The sequence below is a fragment of the Tardiphaga sp. genome, from assembly GCF_028290495.1.
GTDB lineage: Bacteria > Pseudomonadota > Alphaproteobacteria > Rhizobiales > Xanthobacteraceae > Tardiphaga.
In genome coordinates, this window is sequence record NZ_JAQGJT010000044.1 from 1 (window position 1) to 16,198 (window position 16,198).

The following is a 16,198-nucleotide window of genomic DNA, read 5'->3' on the forward strand; positions in this document are numbered from 1 at the left end:
CGTGCTCAACACGATCGCTGCGACCATGCGCACCGAAGAGCTCCTCAAGGAATCGCAGCTGCTTACCCAGGAACTGCAGGCCCGCCAGACGGAACTGACCCGCAAGCAGGAAGAACTTCACGCGACCAACGAGGAACTGCAGGAGAAGGCGCAGCTGCTCGAAAACGAAAAGAAGCAGGTGGAAAACAAGAATCTCGAAATCGAGATGGCTCGGCGCGCGCTGGAGGAGAAGGCCGAGCAGCTGGCGCTTACGTCCAAGTACAAATCCGAATTCCTGGCTAACATGTCACATGAATTGCGCACGCCGCTCAACTCGATCCTCATCCTAAGCCAGCAGCTTGCGGAAAACGTCCCCGGTAACTTGTCGGATCGGCAAGTCGAGTTCTCACGGAATATCAATTCGTCGGGCTCCGATCTGCTAAACCTCATCAATGACATTCTGGATCTTTCCAAGATCGAGTCCGGCACGGTCACGGTCGAAGTGGAGGAGATCACCTTCGACCGGCTACGGGAAAACATCGAACGCAATTTCCGGCATGTGGCCGAAGCCAAAAACCTCCCATTTGCCGTCCGCTTCGCGCCAGACCTGCCGCGGTTTATGGAGAGCGACGACAAGCGCCTTCAGCAGATACTGAAGAACCTGCTTTCGAACGCGGTTAAGTTCACGGCTCGAGGGCATGTCCACGTGAGAGTCGGAATGGCCACCCAAGGCTGGAGCGCCAATCATCCAGTGCTCGGCAAAGCCGGGCAGGTGGTCGCGTTCGCCGTCGAAGATACCGGCATTGGTATTGCGCCTGAAAAACAGCGCCTGATCTTCGAAGCGTTCCAGCAGGCCGACGCTGGCACATCACGGCGATACGGCGGAACCGGTCTCGGTCTGGCCATCAGTCGGGAACTCGCGGCGCTGCTGGGGGGGGAGATAAAGCTTGCCAGCGAGGCGGGCAAAGGAAGTACGTTTACGCTTTTTCTTCCGGCGCAATTCCCCGGGCGCGAGAGCGCGCACATCGCGGGTTCGGAAGGGTCCGCCGCACGGCCGCCCGTGGCCCGTGAACTCATGGTGCTGCCGCTCGTGCGCGAAGAGCCCATTGAGGACGATCGTGACCTCATCGTCGAGGACGATCCAGTCCTTTTGATCATTGAGGATGATGTGCACTACGCCCGGATATTGCTCGGACTGGCGCAAGACAAGGGCTTCAAGGGCATCATCACGACCCGCGGAGCGGCGGCTCTTCCGCTCGCCCGCCAATACAAGCCAACCGCCATCTCGCTCGATATCTTCCTCCCTGACATGCTCGGTTGGACTGTGCTAAATCAGCTCAAGCTCGAACCCTTGACGCGCCACATCCCGGTCCAGATTGTTACTCTTGAGGAGGAGCGGCATCACGGCCTGTCGCATGGCGCGTTCTCATACCTCGTGAAAGAGCCGACCACCGACGGCTTGGAGGCGGCATTCGACCGTCTGAGGGAGTTTACCTTGCCGCGCACGAAGCGGCTGTTGATTGTAGAGGACAACGACATCGAGCGCGGATCGATCGTAGAATTGCTGGACCATGATGATATCGAACTGGTGCCGGTCGGAAGCGGAGCTGAAGCACTGGCAGCTCTTAGGAAAAGCCTGTTCGACTGCATCGTGCTCGATTTACGCCTGCCGGATATGACTGGCTTCGAACTCCTTGAACGACTTCATTCGGAGCCGACCGTGGCCAGCATCCCCGTGGTCGTTTTCACAGGCAAGGATCTGAGCCTGCAGGAGCAGTTGAAACTTAAGTCAATGGCCAAAAGCATCGTGCTCAAGGATGTTCAGTCGCCGGAGCGGCTCTTGGATGAAACGGCGTTGTTCCTGCACCGCGTCGTTACTGATTTGCCATCCCACAAGCAGGCCATGATCGAACGGCTTCACGGCTCGAAGGAAATTCTGCGGAACCGCAAGGTGCTGGTGGTCGACGACGACGCCCGCAACATCTTCGCGCTCACCTCGCTGCTAGAGAACCACGAGGTCGACGTCGTCAGTACGACGAAGGGCAAAGATGCGATCGAGTTGATCGAAAATACGCCCGATATCAGCCTCGTGCTGATGGATATCATGATGCCCGAAATGGACGGATACGAGACCATACGCAGGATACGGGCCGTCCCGAAATTTAAGACCCTTCCGATTCTGGCGCTTACGGCTAAGGCAATGAAGGGAGACCGAGAGAAATGCCTTGAGGCCGGGGCGAGCGATTATATCTCGAAACCTGTCAATACCGACCAGCTTCTTTCGCTCATGAAAGTATGGCTCTACCGATGAAAAGCAGCGGCTTCGCAAGATGAGTGTTCTCAGTGTTCAGCCCAATAGCAATCAGGCGTCACAAACAGGCGCGGATGTTGCGTCGGCAGACGGCATGAGCGGCGTAGCTAACATCCTCATCGTCGATGATGAGCCGAAGAATCTAACCGTGCTTGAAACCGTGCTCGAATCGCCTCGATATCGGCTGATTCGCGCTGAATCGGCCGATACGGCGCTTTTAGCGCTGCTCAGGTACGATTTCGCCGTGCTCATTCTGGATGTCCAGATGCCCGGCATTACCGGGTTCGAGCTTGCCCAGATGATCAAAGAGCGCAAGAAGACGTCCGAGGTGCCAATCATCTTTTTAACGGCCTATTACAACGAGGATCAGCACGTCATCGAAGGTTACCACAGCGGTGCGGTCGACTACCTCTTGAAGCCCATAAATCCCTCCATTCTCCGATCCAAAGTGTCTGTTCTTGTCGAGCTGTTCGTGAAGCAGCGCCAACTGGAGGAGGCCAACCGGGCGCTATCTACCGAAGTGGCGGAACGCCGTCTGGTACAAATGAGACTGAGCGAACTCAATGATACGCTGGAGCAGCGGGTTCTCGACCGAACCGAAGCCCATAAGCGGGCCGAGGAACAAGTCCGTCTGTTGATGGCCGAGGTCAATCACCGCTCCAAAAATCTACTTAGCGTCGTCACGGCGATCGCTCAGCAGACCGCGGCCACCAGCCCGCAGGAGTTTGTTATAAAATTTTCGAGCCGTGTGCAGGCGCTGGCCGTAAGTCATGACCTTCTAGTCAAGAGCCAGTGGAGAAGCATTGATGTTTCCGATCTCATTTGTGGACAGCTTGCTCATTTCGACGACCTTGTCGGGAAACGAATTTTGTTCGACGGTCCCCGCCTTCACTTGTCCTCTGCCGCGGCGCAGTCCATGGGAATGGTCGTCCACGAGTTGGCCACCAACACGGTCAAGTACGGAGCATTATCGTGTGAAAAGGGCCGGATCGAAATCGTCTGGGAGACCGACGACACCCGCGCCGAGCCAATTTTTTCAATTAGCTGGACTGAGGTCGATGGACCTCCCATCTGCGCTCCCTCCCATCGAGGGTTTGGAACGACGGTTGTCACAAAAATGGTAGAGATGGGTCTCGATGGCGAGACCGTTCTGGACTATCGTTCAACTGGCCTGATTTGGAGGTTTTCTTGCCCCTTGAACAATGTTCTAGAGGCCTTGTCGGTATGACCGCTTTTGTTGAATACGGGGTGTGGGGATGACCGTACGTGTTTTGGTTGTGGAGGACGAGGCGATCATTGCGATTGATATCGCGGATCAGCTGACTGTAGCCGGTTTCCAGGTCGTCGGGCCCGTGCCGTCGGTCGCAAAGGCACTCAGGTTGATAAGCGAGGAGGGGTGCGACGCCGCTGTGCTTGACGTTAACCTGCGTGATGAAACAACCGAAGCCGTCGCGCTTGTATTGCGTTCGCGAGGCACGCCTTTCCTGTTCCTGTCGGCGGTCCCCAGGGATCGCCTTCCGTCTGGATTTCACGACGAGGTGCTTTTACCGAAGCCGGTCAAGCCCGCGATACTGGTTGCAGCTTTGCTAAGTTCGATTGCCGAATAGGACGCAACAAGTCTGAACTTGCTCTGCTGACAATGTGGAACGATCACCAGACGATATTAGGTCGCAGTGGCGATAGAAAGCGCTGAATGCCCGGCCATTGCAACATTGCCATCGTTTGGCACGGAAACTCATCGTTTAGTGAGCATCGGCGACGACGGCGGTCGGCCCGATCCTAAAAGGCTTAGTGAGTGCTCGGCGGCGACGCCGGTCCGGACTCGGTAGAGGTCAGAGTGGTTGGGCTTATGCGGCAGATCACTCTGCCAATATTCCATAAGCGCTCATTGGCGCCTCGCTACACTGCTTCACTTGGCAACGTCGTAGTTAGGTCAGCGATCTTGCGAAACTGACCCAACAACTCCGGCTGGCGTTACGCGAGATAGCACGCAACGCGCTCGCTACCGATCGGTTGCCAACATACCCCTCCGCGATCGTTACATGCAGGTGCTTCTACCATAGCTTCTCTGGATCGAGGTGATCGGCTCCTACAGACGCGAAAGCTCGCGCTCCATCGGTGCAATCGCTACGCGGTCATGCCTTTATAGTATCGGCGTTTGCGCATCCACCAGTTCGAAGTGCGACTTTGGCGTAAGGCGGAGGCATAGCTGACGGCATTATTGTCGGCGTTGATCTTCATCCCTTCGCCTCGAACCGCCTAACGGTTCCGCCTTGCGTCAAATGACGGACACCGCCTGCGGGCAAACTTGTTCTTGAACAGTCCGGTCAACTCTCTTCACCGATGCCGTCGAGTACTTGCAATTTCCGCGCAATACCGCGGATATCGGTGCCCAACGCCGAGCGAACTTGGTCCTTGGTACCCTGCGCTCGATCGCTTAGGCGGTCATGCGCTGCTCGTAGATTAGCGGCAGCCGGTTGATCCGCCTATTGCAGGTGAAGGCTTTGTCGACCGGGAGCTCGGCAAAGATCGCCGCGTCGATCTGGCCCGTTGTGAAAAATCGAACTCTGGTGCTGACGCTCATCTTTGGTCTTGGGTACCCTCAAGGCTAGCCGTTCGGCCGCCTTTCGGTATCTGTCAATCTGACAGATACCGTCCTTCAGCCATGGTCTGGCTTGCGACGGTTACGTGTTCAAAGTCATACCAGGCTTACGCGTCTTCGACTATCGAGCGCGAGTCAGCGATCGCGTCACTGGGCAACGCGTCCGCGGATGGCACTTGGTGACGAACCAGGCTGCGGACCTGTTCTCGCCGCGGCTATTTGCGTGTAAAGATGAGGTGTACAAGGAAGTGGCCGGAATGGATCTGAAACAAATCAGTTATTTTATGTGGGTATACGAGGAGCGCAGTTTCAGCAAGGCGGCAGCGAAAGCCAACGTGGTGCAAAGCGCGCTCAGTATGCAGATCCGCCGCATCGAAGATGAGTTCGGCGTGCTTCTCTTCAACCGGTTACCGCGCGGCGTTGAGCCGACCGAAGCCGGTCGCAAGTTCTACGATCGCTGCGTGCTTATCGCACGTAATCTGGCGGAAGCGCGCGAAGAATTGTCGGGCGCGAGCGATCTGGCGGCGGTCTCCGGCGTGATCCGGGTGGGACTGCCGGGGTCGTTCAACCGCGGCGTGCTGCGAGACGTCCTGCTGCCGTTCATGGAGAGATATCCCGGGGTTCAGTTGACGATCTCCGAAGCATATACTGGAACATTGATTGACTGGGTGCGCGAGGGAAGCGTCGATTTTGCTCTCGGGGTACGCCCGTCGGAAGAAGGCGGCTTAATCCAGAAGCTGATTTACAGCGACCGCGTCGTGCTGATGTCCGGCGCGCCTGTTAATGGCGCATCATTCCGGCCTTGCGATCTAAGCCAGGCCGAGAACCTGAAATTAATCTTGCCTGCTCAAAATCAAAGCTTCGGTTCTCTCGTCCAAAAATACATCGATCAGGGATTCATCCGGACTGCCAAGACCATCGAAATCAATGGCACCGTCGGCGCTTTCCAGCTGGCGCGGTATTCGGACTGGGGCGTGCTGACGCCATTCGTGTCACTATGCCGCGAGTCTGGCCGATCCGGGATGTACATCTATCCGATTGTCAATCCCGACATTCCGTTCGATCTCTACCTCGTCTACGACAAGAGGCGCCCGCCAAATATTGCAGCGCGGCAATTCATTGCGGCCATTGAGGCCGAGTTGCGTCACGTCGATGCCATCTGGAAGGAGCTCACGGCCTCCCCATCGCAAATTTAGTCGCTATCAGCTTTCGAGATAGCAGATATCAGCCAAGCATCGCTATCGACGCCGGCCGGTTTCCTTACTGTCGCTCGCAAGCAAGAAGCGCTGCGTCCTCTCTTCGGTCAAATATTCTCGGCCGACCCGATGATCGTCTTCACTTCGTGCGTCCGCCAAAAAGGCGCGCGCTAAAAACGTCAAAGGGGAAACGGGAATGCAACCTCCGCTCACTTACACCCGCAAAGAGAAGAGTAGCGTACTGATTTCCACGCTGTTCGGCTACGGTCTCGACTTTTACAATATTCTCATCATCGCGTTCATCATGGGGGCTATCCAGAAGTCCCTCAATATCTCGCTCACAGAAGCCGGCGTCATCACAACGGTAACGCTTGCCGGCTCGGTAATAGGTGGCGTGCTTTTCGGGTGGCTGGGTGACCGCATCGGTCGCAAGAATTCGCTGATGTGGACGCTCGGGCTGTTTTCGGTCGGCGCCATTCTGTCGGCCTTCGCTTGGGATTTCAATTCGTTGCTGGTGACGCGGGCCATCACCGGCGTAGGTCTCGGCGGCGAATGGGGCGCCGGAATCGTTCTGTTCAACGAAGTTTGGGACAAAAACAGACGTGGCTTCGGTAGTTCCGTGGTGCAGGCGGCATCAACGGGCGGCATCGCGGCGGCGTCAATAGTCGCGGTGTGGTCACTGAGCACGTTCAGCCCGGACTGGGGCTGGCGCGTCGCGCTACTAACCGGCGGTGCCCCCATTTTGCTAATGGTCTATGTCCGCTTCTGGATGCCGGAATCGAAGCTATGGCTCGAATATGAGCGCATGCGCGCAGCTGGCGAACTGCCACCGGAAAAGGCGGCCGCCGCCAATCCACTGATCGAGATCTTCAAAGGGGCGTCGCTGCGCTACACGATCCTCGGTTTCTTAATCGTATCGGGCTACATGTTCGCGTTCTACGCCGTCACCATCTTCATGCCGGGCTACATGCGCGCATTGGGAGCCGAATCGGAAGCTATCCGTACTGTAACGATCGTATTCTCGACCGGGCTCGCTCTGGCCTTTCTGGTATTTGGCTGGTTTACCGACAGTCTTGGCCGTAAAATCGGTGTGGTCGGCCCGACGCTGATCAGCATCATTGGCCTCATCGGCATCTATTCAACGGCGGGTGCGAGCTTTCCCGGATCGCTGCTCGTTTGGCCACTGTTTGGCTGGTACGTGTTCTGGGGACTCGGCCAAACGGCCGCTGGCATGTTCGGCTGCTGGTTCTCCGAGCTCTATCCTGTCGAATTGCGCGCGACCGCCGTCTCGACGATCTACATGGTCGGCCGTGGCGTCGGCAGCATTGCACCGTTCGTCGTGCCGGTCGTTGCCGCTCATTCGAGCAACGGGATGGCGGGCGGCATGATGGTGGGCTTTGCCGCCGCAGTGATTTGCGCAGTGGCCGCTTTGCTATTGCCGGAAACGGCGGGCCGCTCCTTCGCGGTGATCGAGACGAAGGCGCGGTCGGCGGCCTAAGCAAGCGTTGCGGGAATAGCGCGGCGTGACACCGCCTTGCATTCTGGTGGCAGACTCCTGCATCGACACCACGAAGGGTATAATGGACCGTCATTCAATGTTCAATCTCGATGGCCAAGTGGCGTTTGTCACCGGTGCCGCAAAAGGTCTCGGCCTCGCAATGGCCGAAATCACGGCCCAATCGGGCGCGCACGTCGTCATGACCGACATCAATTCGGAAGCGCTCGATGTTTCGGTGAAGCGTCTGCGCGCGCAGGGGCTCGATGTGCACGGAGAGGTCGTGGACGTCGCCGACATAGAACTGCTGGCGCGAACGATCGATGATGCAGCAGCAAGGTTCGGTAGGCTCGACATCGTGTTCGCCAATGCCGGCCTTTCGGCGGGATCGGGGCCGCTCGCCGAAAACGGCGGGATGGCGCAGGTCGATCTTGATCGCTGGAACAGGCTGTTACAGATCAACCTCACCAGCGTTTTCGTAACGATCCGCACGGCGGCGGCGCATATGATGAAGCAGCGCTCTGGTCGCCTGATCGTGACGGCGTCGGTGGCTGGCGTTCGCGGCGAGCGGATGTGCGGCTATGCCTATGCCGCCACCAAGGCGGCAATTAGTAATCTCGTCCGCCAGAGTTCGATCGAGTTGTCGCCACACAATGTCACGATCAATGCGATCGCACCCGGACCGTTCCTCACCGATATTGGCCAGGGCCGCCTGCACGACGCCAACGTCGCTGCGGGATTTATTGCCGACGTGCCGATGGGCCGGCTCGGCCAGCCCGACGAGATCAAGGGATTGGCATTACTGCTGGCGTCTCCGGCCTCGAGCTACATCACTGGCACCGTTATCCCGATCGACGGCGGCGCTACCGCATCCTGAATTGATGCCGAGACTCTGGAGAATTACATGTCGAAGCTACTCGCAGGCAGGGTCGCCGCCGTCACCGGCGCCGCACAGGGATTAGGCGCCGCCTTCGCGCTGGCGCTCGCGGAACAGGGTGCGAATGTACTCGTCGGCGATGTTACCTCGACGGAGACGACATGCGCGAGCGTGCGCGCTCGTGGCGGCGAGGTACACGGCATGACGCTCGACGTCACCAGTTCCGAGTCGGTCAAGGAGTTTGCCCGTGAAGCGGTTGACCGGTTCGGGCGTCTCGACATTCTCGTCAACAACGCCGCGATCTCCGGCGGCATCCAGCTCACGACGCTAGTCGGTGTCAGCTCCGAAGAGTGGGACCGGGTGATGGCCGTCAACGTCCGCGGCACTTTCGAATGCATTAAAGCGGGAGCGCCCCTAATGAAGGCTAATGGATACGGCAAGATTATCAATCTCACCTCCGGTACCGCCATCAAGGGTTCGCCTGGCCTGCCGCATTACGTGGCGTCGAAAGGCGCTATCATCTCGTTGACCCGCGCCGCCGCACGCGAACTCGGCGCCGACGGCATTCGCGTCAACGCGCTGGCGCCCGGATTGACGATGAGCGAGGCGATGAAAAACAATCCTAGCTGGTCCGACACCGTAATCGCCAACAACATCGCGTCACGCGCGCTGAAGCGCGAAGCGAAGCCGGACGATTTGCTAGGCGCCCTGATTTTCCTGGCGTCTGCCGCCAGCGATTTCGTCACCGGGCAAACGCTGTCGGTCGATGGCGGTTCGGTGATGAACTGAGCCGTATCACGGCTGACGATGGCAGCTATCAGCACATCAAACTGCCGGCTCGCTGTCCACAAGGCTAGTAAGGCCCGGCAGTGCATGATTGGAAGGAAATATAATGGTTGCAGCGCAGTTCGAGGCGAAGTCAGTGGTTGCCGGCGGTTTTATGACCCGGTACCTGGAAGCCGGCGATCGCAGCAAGCCGACGCTAATTCTAATTCACGATGGCGCTTTCGGAACGACAGCGGAATTGTGCTGGAACGACGTCATCGCTGAGCTGTCGCCGCATTATCACATTTACGCGCCGGAGCTGCTCGGGTGGGGCGGCACCGACAAGGTCGTCTACTTCGACCGGTCGCCCTATGCTGCGCGCATTCCGCACATCGCGGGCCTAGTCCGCGAACTTGGGATCGACCAGGCTGACTATCTCGGTTCGTCGTTTGGCGGCTCGCTAATCATGCGGGCGACGGTGGAGCCAGGCAACCCTTGGCATATCCGCCGCGCGATTTCGATCTCGGGATCCGGCGGACCCTATCGCCTGCAGTCCGGCATCGAGGCGTTGGCCGACTACACGCCGAGCTTAGCATCGGCGGCGAAGCTTACGGCACTGATCGCGGGATCGGCGACAGGGATGGAGGCGCACGTCCAGCAGCGCCACGATAACAGCCTGATCCCCGGGCATTGGGAAACGCTAATGGCCCCGCGGCTGAAGAATCCGTCCGTGACCCGTGCCGTTCCGCCCGATGACTATCTGGCGCGGCTGGCCTTGACCAGCATTCCGTCTCTTTTGCTGGCCGGCGCGCGCGACCCCCTGCTCGAAGGCGGCTGGGCCGAGCGGCTCGCGGTATTGTCACCAAAACTCGCCGCGGTCACGATCGATGCGGGCCACGAACCAAACATTGAATGTCCCGCCGAAGTGTGTCGCGTAGCGAAGAACTATTTCGGACGCGCGGAGGATTCAAAATGAACATTGCGGTTTCTCAGACGCCTCACGCATTGAACGGTCTGCGCAGGTTCGATCAGGTCGACCCGATCGTGGCGGACGACGCCGGGATCGCGGCTGCAGTAGAGGATGCCGATCTTCCTTCCCTGCTGGCCGCGCTCGCCGCGTTGACGGGCGATGACCGGTTGCTGGCAGAGGAATTGCGGCCGCCGCCGCCCAGAATGGGCGCGTCGATCAAGCCGCAAGGCGGCATGAGCGAGGAGGCTCAGGCCGAGGCGCGGCGGCTCGCGGTCGAGACGATCATTGCCTACCGGGATAGCGGCTCGCCCGCGCCGGATCCGGCGACGCCACTGCTGGAGCGCGCGATGGGCTTTATCGCGCGCGGCGCGGGGGCCGAGTACATTCCGCTGCTGAAGCACGAACTGGCGCTGCCCCGCGATCTCGGCGCGCCCGACTGGATCAAGGCAGACTTGGCGCCGGATCGCGACTTCAAGGTCGCCGTGATCGGTGCCGGTCTGTCCGGTGTTGCTGCTGCGCACCGGCTAGAGCAGGCCGGCATTGGCTATACCGTGTTCGAGAAGAATCCGGATGTCGGCGGCGTGTGGTGGGAAAACATCTATCCCGGCTGCCGGCTGGATACTCCGAATTTTGCGTACAGCTACTCCTTCGCGCAGAAGCAGGACTGGCCGGAACAATTTTCCAGGCAGACCGAGATCCAGAAATATATTTCGCGCGTTGCCTCCGAGACGTCTGTGCGGCAGCACGTTGTATTTGAGACCGAAGTGCTCTCAATGCAATACGATGCCGCCGCGGCGCTCTGGACCATCGAAACGCGCAATGCCGCGAGCAAGATCCGCACCGAGACGTTCAACGCGATTATCACCGCGACCGGGCAACTCAATAAGCCGGCCTATCCGGATATCCCCGGTCTGCGAAGCTTCCAAGGCGACCTGTTCCATTCCGCGCGCTGGCCAGCGGGCTTTGACGTTGAGGGCAAGCGCATTGCCGTGATCGGCACCGGCGCCAGCGCCTACCAGATCGTACCGTCAATCGTCGACGCGGTTTCTGCGCTCGAAGTGTTCCAGCGCAACCCCCCCTGGATGCTGCCGACACCAAATTATCACGAGGAGATCAAGCCCGGAATGGCCTGGCTGCTTCACCATGTGCCGTATTACGGGCGCTGGTTCCGATTTTGGCAATTCTGGATCGCGGCGGAGGGGCGGCTGCCGCTGGTCGAAGTCGAAGCTGGCTGGGACCATCCAATATCGGTCGGAAGCGCCAACGAGGGACTTCGTCTCGAATGCATCGAGCATCTGAAGAAGCAGCTATCCGATCGCCCCGACCTGCTGGAGAAGTTGACGCCGAATTATCCGCCCGGCGCCAAGCGTATGTTGCGGGACAACGGCGTGTGGGCCGCCGCGCTGAAGCAGCCGCATGCGAGACTGGTCACTGACAAGATACAGCGTATCGACAAACGCGGGATCGTCACGGACGACGGACAGTTGCATGAGGTCGATGTGATCGTGCTTGCGACCGGTTTTGAGGCGTCGGATTATCTGATGCCGATCAAGGTCACTGGACGGGCCGGCAAGGATTTGCACGACTGGTGGGCAGGAGATTGCCGCGCCTATTTAGGCATCACCATGCCGGGCTTCCCGAACCTGTTCATGACGGGCGGGCCTACGACCGGCGTTGTCGTCAACGGCAGCGCCATTTTCTCGGCGGAATGCGCCGTGGAATATGCATTGTCGGCGATCTACGGATTGTTGGCCGGCAACTACGCCGAGATGGACGTGCGGCAGGTGCCGTTCGACGACTACAACCAGCGCGTCGACGCCGGCAATTTGACGAAAGCTTGGGGCGTTGCCAAAGTATCGAGCTGGTACCGAAATCGCTTCGGGAGGGCATCGCAGACTTGGCCGTTCTCCCTGCTCGAATACTGGCGGCTTACCAAAAACGCTGATCTTGGCGACTATGATCTGGTGAAAGCCTGAGCGAAGCGCTCCTGCAACTATAACCCGAAAGACGCAAATGCCCCACTTGATTGTAAAGCTCTATCCAGGCCGCACTGAAGAGACAAAGAAAACTCTGGCTGAGGAAATTACCAAGACCATAGTAAGAGTTCTAAATTCAAAAGAGAGCGCGATCTCTGTTGGAATCGAAGATGTTGCTCCAGAAGATTGGGACAATAAAGTTTATCAACCAGATGTTATCTCGAAGATGGACACCATTTACAAGCAGACCTCAAAATAGAAATAATGGTTCGATTCTACTGTAGTCGAAAAATCGAATGACGTCTGTTGGCGGATAGTAGCGGCGCATCTGAGAGCTTGGAAGAAGCGCTCGGGCATCCGAAACCGGAATAGTCGCTCGGACGCAAAACTGGCAGCCCAGATGGTCTCAGATACGCTTGCGGAGTCGGACGCGGGTGTAGGTCGGAAACCGGCGTTCCTGGCTCACGGAGACTGTATGGGCCGCCCCCGGACCTTCGCAGGCTCTCAGCGTCAGGCCGCGCGGCGGAAGCTCTTGCGCGGGGTGTGGGCTGTCGTGGCATCGACCGACACGGAGCGTGTCCTGATCGTGGCCGTCGGATGAGAACCGTACCTCCGAAAGGGTCCAAACGGGCGCCACCCGCCTGGTCGAATAGCGATGGTCCTTGGTGAGCGCTGATTCACCGGCAGGCGCGCTGATTTACGCGGAGAAGGTTCGACCCCAGATGCTCTCCCTCCGCCAGATTTCTCCGTAAGTCATTGTTGGTGAAGCCATTTTCGCGTGGGCCACGCAGTTGCCCATGTTTGTACCCATGCTTATTGGGGTGATGGGCAGGACATGCCACTCGGTTTACCTAGCCGTCAGCGTCAAAATCATCTCTTCGGATGGCTGACGAGCATCTCTGTTGCGCGAATTGCCACCGAGCGTGGAAAAGCGGCTTGTCACCTTTGAAGACTTGATGCGGAAAAACTGATTGGCGAGCTCCGTAACTCTTTCCCCGCTAAGGCCATTAGATGCCTCTCCCGCCGGAAAGGTGATGATGGCATCAGTTCCAACGCTCGCCAAACTTTTCAGAAGCGCTTCGAACGCATCCTCCGAAGATTTGACGAGACTGTACTTCGACTGGGGCCGCTTTCCGATTTCGGGGTATCGGCCCTCTCCCGAGACAGCAACGAGTTTGCCGCCAACGAGCGTTTCGAGAACATGATAAAACCGACTGTAGTGAACACCCGAATATGGTGGATCAAGAAACGCGATATCGCCTTCCTTCAAAGTTGAAGCCATGTCATTGGCGTCCGTCTTTGTGGCTGCGCCTTTCCGCTTCGAAAACATTGGAGCTATTGCGTCGTACGACTGGTGTAGGCATGCACCGACATCTCTCTGCCATGCAGCCTTCAGAAATTCGCCGGCGGTTAGGTTCGGCTTGAACGACTGTGCGGTGTGGCCGGGTGCCGCAGCACAGCGGCTTGCTACCCAAATAAGAGAAGCTAGTGCGGCGCACCGCGCGTCTTTATTGAGGGGCAGCGTCGCGCGAAGTGCATCGATAGTTAGAGATTGTTGCGGACTGAAGTAATAGCCACCGTATGCCTTCGAAATCGGATAGGGCATCTCGGCGCATAAATCACGTGCGCGGTCGCAAGTAGACTTAATGTCCTCCGTCGCTATTCGCTTCTGCAATCGCTTGGTTCGACCGACGAAGTCCGAAGCTGCTTCCCATGTTGTTGCTCTGTCAGCCCAGTCTTCTAGCCATTTTCTTTTCAGTGGCTTAGTGCGCCCAATAACGCTCGAAGCGAGCACGACAGAGTATTTTTGAAGATCACCGGCCAGAACTTCCACATCGTACTTCTGAGCTACATGCCAAGCTACAGCAGCAGAGCCGGTAAACATGTCGACGAAGCGTTTATGGCCCGGCACGGCAGACTGAATGGCCTCGCCTAAGCCATTGAGCAACATTGAGCGCTTTGAACCCATATACTTCACGAGCCTAAGCTCCATACGCCAATTCGTTCCGCTTCTGATACGGTGGGCAAACCAAGCGGCACACGCTTCATCCACGCGTTCATTGAAATCGGAACGGGGGATCTTGATGATGTCAGATCTGCGAGAGCCAATTTGACGTCCTCCCACAAGTCAGCGGGTTGTTGCAAAGGAGCGGCGGGATCCCAAAACCCTCTTGCTTCCGCGTATGGGTCTATCCAGGGGCGCCAATTGCCATTGCCAACTTGAACTCCAGCATCATTGAAGTTTGATATCGTAAAAGCAGTAGCGGCGCGCAGCAGCAGGTAGGCCCTCGCAAGCATCTCGGCGGCCATAGCAGGAGAAGCGGTCGAACGAGCATACGTTAGTAATGTCGGTTCATTCGGCTCACTAATGCCGGTCAGGAAATGCTCAGATGCGATCCTGCGAATGACGTCAGGAAGTTCCGCGTAGCGGCGTGCAATGGCGCCGCTTTCTTTGCTAGTGCCGTTTGCCAGCAGGTCATGCTGTTGCCAGAGCATTGAACGAAGTAGAAATCGGTCAAGTTGGTCAAAGCTAGAAGAAGATGTGGGTTCAAAGAGTGCCCATAGCCCTTCAATAAAATCGAGGCGCTCGCCTGGAACGTCAGGCATGGGCTCAAACGCCTGAGCGTTGTAGCTAGACATATTTCGACTGCGATGCTCATCCCTGCCGCGTCTCAGGTCAATTCCCCAGGCCTCGATAAGGGTTCCGGCTACGGCAGACGCAGCTGCACCGGGCCAAATTGCATCCAGGCAGTTTGCGAGCGAAGAGCCGCCTATTCGCACAAGCTTCAGGAAATCTCGCGCCGATTGCGGGTCACTAACCCATCCGCTCAGTGCCCCCCAAACGGCGTCATGGGTGCCTTTGCCCCGCATAGGCTCTCCCGGGGCCGGCGGGTCGAACCTCACCGCGGCGCCGTTAGAGTTAATTACGAAGTTTATGCCATTGAAAATCCCAATGCCTAGAGATCCCAATATAGAAAGAGCGGCCCGGAGCTGCGCGTAGTATGCGAGATGTCTCGTTGCGTGAAGATCGCCCGCAAGAAATGCGGAGGGCCGCCCGTTCCCCTACTCGAACCACAACCCGGACTTCTTCGTCGATCTCGCAGCCATACCAATCGGCGCAAAGGTCGATGCGGTAGCTGTCCTCGGCGTGCTCGCGAAGCAGTAGCCCGGATCGGTGCAGCCAAGGTGTCTAAACGCATCACCGCCTCCGACCAAACTGGCGGGTGAGTGGCTTCCGTCCTCGAAGCAAAAGCATTGATCGGGCCACACGGATCATCTTGCCGCTGCGTCACCCGGCCCAGCTTGCCAGCCCCGCTGGGCTCCCTCGGTCGCTTCGGCGTTGGCTTGTGCCATTGCGGCCAAGACGCCTTGGCGCGTCACGTACGGCCTGCTGCTTGGAGTTCATGATTGCGCCGTCGAGCGTCGGTCCTTTGATGGAGAGCTCCACTTCCGCGAGGGCAAATAGTAAGTACAGGCCAAGACGTGGCGACGGTGCATTCGAGACCTAATGTCCGTCACCGAGCCGACATTCTGACGATGAAGGACTACGCTTCGGGGAGGTTGAGGTGGCTGCCGATGCCATTATACTTTTTCGATGTCACCGATGACGGCGCGGTGAACCATTCCGATCCACTCGGAACGGACATGTCGAAGGCCGATCTCGCTGAGGAAGCCGTAGCGATGATCGTGAGCATCGCCTCTGACCGCCTGCCAGACGGCATGACGCGGGTCTTTGCAGTGAGTGTGCGAGACGATCAGAACACTGTAGTTTTCAGGGCAAGTCTGTCGCTTGCCGCTTCATGGCAATGAAGCGGTGCATCACGACCAGTTCCTGCTGCCCGCCGCCTGCCGTGCTCGTGAACTCATGATCGACTATCCGATCTGTCCCAGGTGCAACGCAAAGATGACCATGGCTCTGCCGAAAGTGGGATCGGCGGAGCAACGGTATGCGTGCTGGCACTGCGACGGGCCTGACCCGGTCAAGGTAACTGAAATGGCTGGCTGGGTGGCGGAAATACCGGGTTTG

At 58.2% G+C, this 16,198-nt stretch carries 14 protein-coding genes; 11 read left to right on the forward strand and 3 right to left on the reverse strand.

The window, feature by feature from the left end; genetic code table 11:
- The 3 genes from JWQ24_RS07795 to JWQ24_RS07805 all read left to right on the forward strand — a co-directional run.
- Nucleotides 1-2,290: response regulator (locus JWQ24_RS07795; protein WP_299806351.1), on the forward strand; the 2,290-nt coding region annotated here is incomplete at its 5' end.
- A gap of 19 nt (nt 2,291-2,309) precedes the next feature.
- Nucleotides 2,310-3,518 (forward strand): response regulator, encoded by a 1,209-nt coding sequence (locus tag JWQ24_RS07800; protein WP_299806353.1) that lies wholly within the window; start codon nt 2,310-2,312, stop codon nt 3,516-3,518.
- A 28-nt stretch (nt 3,519-3,546) separates the two neighbouring features.
- Nucleotides 3,547-3,897 (forward strand): response regulator, encoded by a 351-nt coding sequence (locus JWQ24_RS07805; RefSeq protein WP_299806355.1) that lies wholly within the window; start codon nt 3,547-3,549, stop codon nt 3,895-3,897.
- An 830-nt stretch (nt 3,898-4,727) separates the two neighbouring features.
- Here JWQ24_RS07805 and JWQ24_RS07810 read toward each other — a convergent pair.
- Nucleotides 4,728-4,874 carry a hypothetical protein gene (locus JWQ24_RS07810; protein ID WP_299806357.1) on the reverse strand — a complete coding sequence of 49 codons (147 nt, stop codon included), beginning with the start codon at nt 4,872-4,874 and terminating at the stop codon, nt 4,728-4,730.
- Between the two features lie 197 nt (nt 4,875-5,071).
- Between JWQ24_RS07810 and JWQ24_RS07815 the strand changes: the two genes are divergently transcribed.
- The 7 genes from JWQ24_RS07815 (at nt 5,072) to JWQ24_RS07845 (ending at nt 12,430) form a co-directional block, all read left to right on the forward strand.
- A complete protein-coding gene (locus JWQ24_RS07815) occupies nt 5,072-6,088 on the forward strand; it encodes a LysR family transcriptional regulator (protein ID WP_299806518.1) in 1,017 nt (338 codons plus the stop codon).
- Nucleotides 6,089-6,284: 196 nt separating this feature from the next.
- Complete coding sequence (locus JWQ24_RS07820; RefSeq protein ID WP_299806359.1) at nt 6,285-7,586, forward strand: MFS transporter; 1,302 nt, start codon at nt 6,285-6,287, stop codon at nt 7,584-7,586.
- 82 nt (nt 7,587-7,668) lie between these two features.
- Complete coding sequence (locus JWQ24_RS07825; protein WP_299806361.1) at nt 7,669-8,460, forward strand: SDR family NAD(P)-dependent oxidoreductase; 792 nt, start codon at nt 7,669-7,671, stop codon at nt 8,458-8,460.
- Between the two features lie 27 nt (nt 8,461-8,487).
- Nucleotides 8,488-9,249 carry an SDR family oxidoreductase gene (locus tag JWQ24_RS07830; RefSeq protein WP_299806363.1) on the forward strand — a complete coding sequence of 254 codons (762 nt, stop codon included), beginning with the start codon at nt 8,488-8,490 and terminating at the stop codon, nt 9,247-9,249.
- Nucleotides 9,250-9,382: 133 nt separating this feature from the next.
- Nucleotides 9,383-10,201 carry an alpha/beta hydrolase gene (locus JWQ24_RS07835; RefSeq protein WP_299806365.1) on the forward strand — a complete coding sequence of 273 codons (819 nt, stop codon included), beginning with the start codon at nt 9,383-9,385 and terminating at the stop codon, nt 10,199-10,201.
- Nucleotides 10,198-12,171 (forward strand): NAD(P)/FAD-dependent oxidoreductase, encoded by a 1,974-nt coding sequence (locus JWQ24_RS07840; protein ID WP_299806367.1) that lies wholly within the window; start codon nt 10,198-10,200, stop codon nt 12,169-12,171. The genes JWQ24_RS07835 and JWQ24_RS07840 overlap by 4 nt, the downstream gene beginning before the upstream one ends.
- A 37-nt stretch (nt 12,172-12,208) precedes the next feature.
- A complete protein-coding gene (locus JWQ24_RS07845; protein WP_299806368.1) occupies nt 12,209-12,430 on the forward strand; it encodes a tautomerase family protein in 222 nt (73 codons plus the stop codon).
- Between the two features lie 588 nt (nt 12,431-13,018).
- Here JWQ24_RS07845 and JWQ24_RS07850 read toward each other — a convergent pair.
- Nucleotides 13,019-14,140 (reverse strand): DNA adenine methylase, encoded by a 1,122-nt coding sequence (locus JWQ24_RS07850; RefSeq protein WP_299806520.1) that lies wholly within the window; start codon nt 14,138-14,140, stop codon nt 13,019-13,021.
- A 5-nt stretch (nt 14,141-14,145) separates the two neighbouring features.
- Nucleotides 14,146-14,811 carry a hypothetical protein gene (locus tag JWQ24_RS07855; RefSeq protein WP_299806370.1) on the reverse strand — a complete coding sequence of 222 codons (666 nt, stop codon included), beginning with the start codon at nt 14,809-14,811 and terminating at the stop codon, nt 14,146-14,148.
- A gap of 897 nt (nt 14,812-15,708) precedes the next feature.
- Here JWQ24_RS07855 and JWQ24_RS07860 point away from each other — a divergent pair.
- On the forward strand, nt 15,709-15,981 hold the full coding sequence (locus JWQ24_RS07860; protein WP_299806372.1) for a hypothetical protein: 273 nt from the start codon (nt 15,709-15,711) through the stop codon (nt 15,979-15,981).
- Nucleotides 15,982-16,198: the final 217 nt, after the last annotated feature.

Bases quoted from the DNA above. Each gene is read 5' to 3' on its own strand.
- JWQ24_RS07800 (WP_299806353.1), top strand. From the start codon at position 2,310: ATGAGTGTTCTCAGTGTTCAGCCCAATAGCAATCAGGCGTCACAAACA.
- JWQ24_RS07805 (WP_299806355.1), top strand. From the start codon at position 3,547: ATGACCGTACGTGTTTTGGTTGTGGAGGACGAGGCGATCATTGCGATT.
- JWQ24_RS07810 (WP_299806357.1), bottom strand. From the start codon at position 4,874: ATGAGCGTCAGCACCAGAGTTCGATTTTTCACAACGGGCCAGATCGAC.
- JWQ24_RS07820 (WP_299806359.1), top strand. From the start codon at position 6,285: ATGCAACCTCCGCTCACTTACACCCGCAAAGAGAAGAGTAGCGTACTG.
- JWQ24_RS07825 (WP_299806361.1), top strand. From the start codon at position 7,669: ATGGACCGTCATTCAATGTTCAATCTCGATGGCCAAGTGGCGTTTGTC.
- JWQ24_RS07830 (WP_299806363.1), top strand. From the start codon at position 8,488: ATGTCGAAGCTACTCGCAGGCAGGGTCGCCGCCGTCACCGGCGCCGCA.
- JWQ24_RS07840 (WP_299806367.1), top strand. From the start codon at position 10,198: ATGAACATTGCGGTTTCTCAGACGCCTCACGCATTGAACGGTCTGCGC.
- JWQ24_RS07845 (WP_299806368.1), top strand. From the start codon at position 12,209: ATGCCCCACTTGATTGTAAAGCTCTATCCAGGCCGCACTGAAGAGACA.
- JWQ24_RS07850 (WP_299806520.1), bottom strand. From the start codon at position 14,140: ATGGGTTCAAAGCGCTCAATGTTGCTCAATGGCTTAGGCGAGGCCATT.
- JWQ24_RS07855 (WP_299806370.1), bottom strand. From the start codon at position 14,811: ATGTCTAGCTACAACGCTCAGGCGTTTGAGCCCATGCCTGACGTTCCA.
- JWQ24_RS07860 (WP_299806372.1), top strand. From the start codon at position 15,709: ATGAAGGACTACGCTTCGGGGAGGTTGAGGTGGCTGCCGATGCCATTA.